We start from the raw sequence: 5,231 nt of genomic DNA, 5'->3' as shown, positions 1-5,231 counted from the left end.
CTCGGCCGCCTGCTCCTTGGCCGCCTCCAGCGCGATTCGACCGGCCGCGAGCTCGCCCTCCAGTCGCGCGGCCGACACGTCGGCGGCGGCCCGTCCAGCCTCGGCGGCGGCCCGGTCCCGGTTCGCCTGCGCGACGTCGCCCCGGGCGGCCTCCAGCGCGGCGCGCACGTCCGTCAGGGACTCCCGCAGGCCGACGGCGGCGCCCTCGGCCTGAGCGCGGGCGGACTCGGCCTCGGACCGGGCGCGCTCGGCAGCCGTGGCCGCGGCCCGGTCCTGCGCGAGCTCGTCGCGCACCGCCGCCAGCGCCTGCTGGGCGGCGACGAGCTCACCCTCCAGGCGGGCGGCCGACGTCGCCGCCTCGGCCCGGGCCTCCTCGGCCGCTCCCCGCTCGTCCTGGGCGCTGCGCACGTGCTCCCGCGCGGTCTCCAGGAGCGCACGGAACTGCGCGAGCTCGGCGTCGGCCTCGTCCACGCGCGCCGCCAGGGCGTCCGCCTCGCCGACGACGGCGGTCAGCGCCTCGTCCGACGCCGCGATGGCCGCCTCGTGCTCCGCGCGTGCCGCCCCGACCGCCGCACCCCACAGCGCCGCCAAGCCCTGGTCCGCCAGCGCGCTCACCGCGGAGGGGAGCTCGGGGAGCGCCGAGCGGGCGTCGCTCTCGGCAGTCCTCGTCTCGCGCCACTCCCGCAGGTACTTCGTGGCGGTCGCGTTCGAGCACCCGGCGCGCTCGCGCACGTTCGTCACCGTGACCGCCGCACCCTCGGCCACCAGGGCGTCCGCCGCCTGGAAGACCCGTTCCTTGTCCCGCACGTTGTTCCCCGCTCAGGTCGTCGTGTTGATGTCCGCGATCGGACGCCGGCTGATCGCCGGGCCCCCTCTTTTTCACGGTCGTTTCACTGCTCGTAGTAGTCCGAGTAGTAGCGCAATACTACTACTACTCTCGCCCCACAAAGTACGCACCCGCTTTCCTGAAGCGGGTGCGTAGTGAGTCCAGGAGTGGCTAGATATCAACGATCCGGGCCGTTCAAGAGGGCACTACTCCGCGCTCAGAGAGCAGATAGTGAGCAGCGAATCCACGGCGGATCCGGCTCAGATCACCGGCCGGGGTGGGCGTGACTCCCGCTCGGTGACTCTCGTTCCGTGGCGACCGCGGAGGCGGACAGGAGGGTCGCAGCGGCCAGGCCGCCCCAGAGAGCTGCCGGGCCGTGGGCCGCGAGAGCGGTGATGACCGCCGGGGAGACCGCGAGACCGAAACCCGTCGAGAGCTGGAACCGCGCGAGCGCGCGCCCCAGGGCGTGAGCCGGCGCGAGGACGGTGACGAGCGCGGTGGCGCTGCCGGCATAGACGATCTCCCCGAGGGTGCAGACCACGGACACCACGACGACGGCGAGAGCGGCCCAGCCCTGGCCGAGCGCGGTGGCCACGAGGAAGCCCACGTAGGACACCGCGAGCACCACGCCGGCCAACGCCAGCACGGTCCTTCGGTCGAACCGGGCCATCAGGACGGTGACCGGGACCTGCAGGGTGACCACCAGCACCGTGTTGGTCACGAAGACGACCCCGGACCACACGGGGGACACGTGCAGCTGGGTGACCAGGACCAGCGGGAGCGCGATCTCGGGGACGTTGAGGCAGAAGGCGTAGACCACGTTGGCGGCCAGCAGCGCGCGCATGCGGGGCGCCGACGAGCCGGTCCCGTCCCTGCCCGCGGCCCCGCTCCCGCCCATGGCCGGATCCGCCGACACCCGTGCGCGCAGCCGGACCGACCACGCCAGCGCCGCCGCGGTGAGGTACGCGAGACCGGTTCCGACGGCCAGCGCCTGCAGCACGGTGGTGCCGCCCGCCAGGCATGCGGTGGCCAGCAGCGCGCCTACGCCCAGGCCCGCGTTGCGCAGGGCTCGGCCCGCGGCGAGAGCGGCGTCGCGCTCCCGGCCGTGGGCCACCGTCGCGACGAGGGCCGCGTGGGCGGCCGGCCAGGCCTGGTTGCCGATGCCGAGGAACAGCGCCGCCACCGCGAACGGCCAGACCTGTCCCGGCGGGCTGACCAGCAGCAGCGCCACGCCCAGCACCCGCACCAGCATCGACGCCGCCACGACGGTGCTGCGCGCGCCCCGGTCCAGCCAGCGGCCGACGGCGGGCATGCACACCAGGCCCACGACGATGCCGGCCGTCATGGCGATGCCGGTAGCCGGCGCGGACAGCCGCAGCACGGTCACCCCGTAGAGCAGCAGGAAGGGCCGCATCAGGCCGGTGCCGAGCGCGTCCACCGCCAGGGCGGCGGCATAGCGGGGACCTCCGGAGGCCCGGACGAGGGCGCGGAGCTTGATCTTCGTGGTCGCCATGGCGCCAACGGTCCGTCCGTCCACCGAGCCGGCCACGTCGGTTGACGGACTCCGTCAACCGACGCCGTCGTCGGCCGTGCGGTCGGTGATGATGTGGGGGTGACGCTGAGGATCGACATCGGCGGCCTGCCGGCCGAGCGGCTGAGGTTCGCCGCCTCCCCGCTGGCCGAGCTGACCGCGATGCTGCACGTGCTGGCCGAACCCGGGCACCATCCGCGGCTCGCCGGCTGGGCCGGCGGTGTCTGGGCCGGGCTGCGGCCCGGGCTGGCCGAGCGGCTGCGGGAGGCGGAGTTCCTCTGGCGCTCGTCACGAGCCGACTTCCTGGTCCCCTCCCGTCCCCGGCCCACCCTCGTCGAGGAGCTGGACGACGTGGACCGGATCGACGACGAGACGTACGTGACCTCCGCGCTCGTCACCACGTGCGGCAGCAACCGGGTCCACTTCGGCACGCCGTCGCCGCTGGCCGACGCGACGGCGCGGGAGCGGGCCCTGGACCTGGCCCAGGCCCGCGGCCCGCTGCAGGAGGCCTTCGCGGAGCGGCTGCTCGCGGATCCGGCCGCCGTGCGGGCGCGGGTTCGGCACACCCTCGAACAGTGCGCCGACGCCTTCTTCGACGCGGCCTGGTCGAGCATCGCGGTGCGGCTGGCCACCGACCTCCGCCTGAAGAACGACCTGCTGCGGCGCCAGGGCGCCGGGGCGGCCCTCGCCTCGGTCTCCGACGCGGTCACCCTGGCGCCCGGCGGCGACAGCATCGTCGTGGACCAGCTGCAGGACAACGCGACCGCCGCCCGCGGCACCGGGCTCACCTTCGTCCCGAGCGTCTTCGGCCGCCCGCACCTGATGGTGGTGCACGCGGCCGGGTGGCAGCCGGTGGTGCAGTACCCCGTGGCAGAGCAGACGCCGGCGCCGCCGCCCTCGCTGGAAGCAGTCACGCTGCGGCTGGAGGCCCTCGCGCACCCGCTGCGGCTCCGGCTGCTGCGCACCCTGGCCCGCGGCCCGCACACCACGGGCGAGCTGGCCCACGCCTGGGAGGTGACGTCCCCGGAGGTATCCCGCCACCTCGCCGTCCTGCGCCAGGCCGGGCTGGTCACGGGCCGACGGCGCGGCCGCTACGTGCACTACACGCTCGACGTCCAGGCGATGACGACGGTGGGCACGGACCTGCTCGCGGCCGTGCTGCGCTGACGTCAGGACGGATAGCGGCGAGGGACAGCGTCAGGAGCGCCAGGCACCCGCTGCTGCGGCCCGCACGACGTACTCCTCGAAGGCTCGGGGCGGGCGGCCCAGCACGGTCTCGACGTCGTCGGTCGGCTCGGCCAGCAGCCCCCGCTCCATCAGCACGAACATCTCGGCGACGTGGTGGGCGTCGTCCGAGCTCAGGCCCGCCTCGACAAGTGCCGCGCGGTACTCGGCGCTGGAGATCTGCCGGTAGGTGATGGGCAGGTCGGAGGCCCGGGAGATCAGCTCGACGGCGCCGGAGAAGGTCACCCCGCGCGGCCCGGTCAGCTCGTAGGTGCGCCCGCCATGGCGCCCGGGTTCGGCCAGCACCGCCGCCGCGACGTCGGCGACGTCCTCGACGTCGACGAACGGCTCCGGGACGCTCCCCGCCGGGAGCGCCAGCTCGCCGGCGACCAGCGGGGCGTGGAAGAGGTCCTCGTCGAAGTTCTGGTCGAAGTTCGACGCGCGCAGCACCGTCCACTCCAGGGCCGAGCGCCGCACGGCGTCCTCGGCCGAGCGCATGTCCAGCCCGAACGGGGAGTCGCCCCAGGTGTCGGCGCCGCGGCCGGAGAGCAGGACCAGGCGTCGCACGCCGGCGGCCTCGGCGCGGGCCGCGAACTCGTGGACCGGCCCGGGCACGGAGGGCGGCACCACGTAGACGGCGCTGACGTCCTGCAGCACCGGGTCCCAGCCGCTCGGGTCGGACCAGTCGAAGGGCGCCCGGCTGGACCGTGAGGCGGCACGTACCCGCGTGCCACGCAGCCGCAGCCGGGCGGCGACCCGCCGGCCGGTCTTGCCGGTGGCACCGAGGACGAGGGTGATGTCGTTGCTCATGTCACCGATCCAACGGCACCCGCTCGGACGAATCCATGGGTAAAGCGCCGGATCGCATGGGTGATCGTCTAGCCTCGGTGGGATGGACGCCTTCAGTGACCTGATCCGCGGGGTGCGGGCCCATGGCTCCCTGTTCGGCAGCTCGACGCTGTCCCCGCCCTGGTCCCTGCACTTCGTGGACGGTGCGCCGCTGACCCTGTGCACCGTCCTGGGCGGCGACGGGTGGATCGTGCCCGAGCACGGTCCGGCCGTGCCGCTCCGCGCCGGCGAGACGATCGTCGTGCGCGGCCCCGAGACGTTCACCTTCGTCGACGAGGTCGGGACATCGGCCGAGCCGGTCGCGTGCGGCGAGTTCTGCGCGACGCCGGAGCTGGGTGGGACCCGGCACCGGCTCGGCTGGCACGACGACGGCGCCGCCCCGGGCGGGAGCGCCGGGAGCGCCGCGACCACCCTGATCGTCGGTGCCTACCCGGTGCACGGCGAGATCAGCCGGCGCCTGCTGGACGCACTGCCGGTGGTGCTGCGCGTGGGCGCCGGGGGCACGTGCGACCCCGTGCTGGAGCACCTCGCCGCCGAGGTCGCCGTCGACACCCCGGGCCAGCAGGTGGTGCTCGACCGGCTCCTGGACTGGATGCTGGTGTGCACGCTGCGCGACTGGTTCGACCGGCCCGGCGGCGAGCCCCCGCGCTGGTGGGCCGCGCAGCGGGACCCGGTGGTCGGCGACGCGCTGCGCCTGCTGCACGCCGAGCCGGCGGCGCCCTGGACGGTCGGGTCGCTGGCCGACCGGACCGGCGTCTCGCGCTCCACCCTGGCGAAGCGGTTCGCCGACCAGGTCGGCGA

The 5,231-nt window shown here is 74.9% G+C and carries 5 protein-coding genes; 2 read left to right on the top strand and 3 right to left on the bottom strand.

Going from position 1 to position 5,231, the window contains the following annotated elements; genetic code table 11:
• Together ACFU5G_RS29010 and ACFU5G_RS29005 are read right to left on the bottom strand one after the other, a co-directional pair.
• A partial coding sequence (locus ACFU5G_RS29010; protein ID WP_377252446.1) for a DNA-binding protein occupies positions 1 to 807 on the bottom strand: 807 nt, incomplete at its 3' end.
• Positions 808 to 1,091: 284 nt separating this feature from the next.
• Complete coding sequence (locus tag ACFU5G_RS29005; protein WP_377252444.1) at positions 1,092 to 2,339, bottom strand: MFS transporter; 1,248 nt, start codon at positions 2,337 to 2,339, stop codon at positions 1,092 to 1,094.
• Between the two features lie 99 nt (positions 2,340 to 2,438).
• Between ACFU5G_RS29005 and ACFU5G_RS29000 the strand changes: the two genes are divergently transcribed.
• A complete protein-coding gene (locus tag ACFU5G_RS29000; RefSeq protein WP_377252442.1) occupies positions 2,439 to 3,524 on the top strand; it encodes a DUF5937 family protein in 1,086 nt (361 codons plus the stop codon).
• Positions 3,525 to 3,554: 30 nt separating this feature from the next.
• Here ACFU5G_RS29000 and ACFU5G_RS28995 read toward each other — a convergent pair whose 3' ends face one another.
• The gene (locus ACFU5G_RS28995) at positions 3,555 to 4,391 is read right to left on the bottom strand and encodes an NAD(P)H-binding protein (protein WP_377252440.1); all 837 of its coding nucleotides are present in this window, start codon (positions 4,389 to 4,391) and stop codon (positions 3,555 to 3,557) included.
• Between the two features lie 82 nt (positions 4,392 to 4,473).
• Between ACFU5G_RS28995 and ACFU5G_RS28990 the strand changes: the two genes are divergently transcribed.
• Positions 4,474 to 5,231: cupin domain-containing protein (locus ACFU5G_RS28990; protein ID WP_377252438.1), on the top strand; the 758-nt coding region annotated here is incomplete at its 3' end.

The organism is Promicromonospora sp. NPDC057488 (assembly GCF_042802395.1).
GTDB lineage: Bacteria > Actinomycetota > Actinomycetes > Actinomycetales > Cellulomonadaceae > Promicromonospora.
Note: the sequence above shows the minus strand (reverse complement) of the source record. Positions and strands in the feature narration are given on the sequence as shown.